We start from the raw sequence: 1,150 nt of genomic DNA on the forward strand, positions 1-1,150 counted from the left end.
CACGCGTCGACGCACATGCACTTTCGCTCTTCACCCCACTTGTAGATATATGCTCCAATGTCCTGTATCCGATCACGTGAGCCACATTCGATTCGGCGTCCAACGCGATACACTCGGCGTTGATTTCTCTAGCTTCGTAATCCATGAGCGTTCTGGTCAACGCTTCCGAGGGATTGAAAATCTCGTTTCGCAGTTCATTGATCGTCATGAGCCTGAGGTTGTTGCTGTCGAGCGCCTGACCCGATGCAATCTGGCTAAAATCGGCATTGGTGACCATGATCGCGCCGGTAATTGCCCCGTCCAGAAAGAGGCGCGTGGCGGTAGTGGAAAAACTCGCGAAATCATTAATGCCGACGCTACCCGAGGACCGGTTCTTTGCATCGATCATGTAGGTGATGGTTCGTGCGCCTGCGAGCGACCGCGTCACAAGAAGGTCAACCTGATGACCTTTGACCTGAACGTTTCGCTCGACCTTGTAGCCGAGCGCCTCGTAGATTGCGGCGACCTCCTTCTCGAAATTTTGCCCCTTCTCGGTCGTCGTGAGATCGCCCTCAGTCGTCATTATCATGCCCTTCCAATCGAGTCCTGTCATATCAGGCTAAGGGCGCGCCTTCCTTCCCGTCAAGCGTGTGCGAGGCCCAATGGAAATAATAGTCAGGGTCGTTTTCAATGGCATGGCGCTTGATGCAATCAACGCCTGGCAAATCCCAGACGGATCGAGTTCACTTGTCTTCGTCGCCTTTCAAGGTCGAGAAGAGTTGCGCTACCTGGGCGGGCGAGAAATCCACGCCGCCGAGGTTCGGCCAATCTAAGGTGGCGGGTCCATAGCGGTAGTCACTCTCCCTGTTCCGCCGATACTGGTTATAGCCCTCAATAAAGCTGAAAAGCTCCTGCTTCTTCTCCTCTACAGCCAGCGGAAGGTAGTTCTCGATCTTGCCGATGTCGGCGAGCCAGTCTTCCGCCTTGAACGCGCTTGCTTGTTCGCGATCGGCAGGTGTGAGGCTTTCGATAGCATAGGTCTCGACGTCCGCGAAAACCGCGTTGAACGCGGCTGAATATGTAATAGGGTGTTCTGTGAGGTTCTCGGCGAGCTGCCCCCGTGCAGCGCGACTTGGATAGCCTTTGTGGGCCCGGAACACCGCCCGGGACA

Annotated in this window: 2 protein-coding genes; both read right to left on the reverse strand. The window is 55.4% G+C overall.

Going from position 1 to position 1,150, the window contains the following annotated elements:
• Positions 1-562: restriction endonuclease (locus C9413_RS32270; protein WP_170251588.1), on the reverse strand; the 562-nt coding region annotated here is incomplete at its 3' end.
• A 160-nt stretch (positions 563-722) separates the two neighbouring features.
• The coding region (locus C9413_RS32275) for a hypothetical protein (protein WP_170251590.1) at positions 723-1,150 on the reverse strand (428 nt) is incomplete at its 5' end.

Origin of the sequence: Rhizobium sp. SEMIA 4085, from assembly GCF_013004495.1 — a bacterium.
Classification (GTDB): domain Bacteria; phylum Pseudomonadota; class Alphaproteobacteria; order Rhizobiales; family Rhizobiaceae; genus Rhizobium; species Rhizobium gallicum.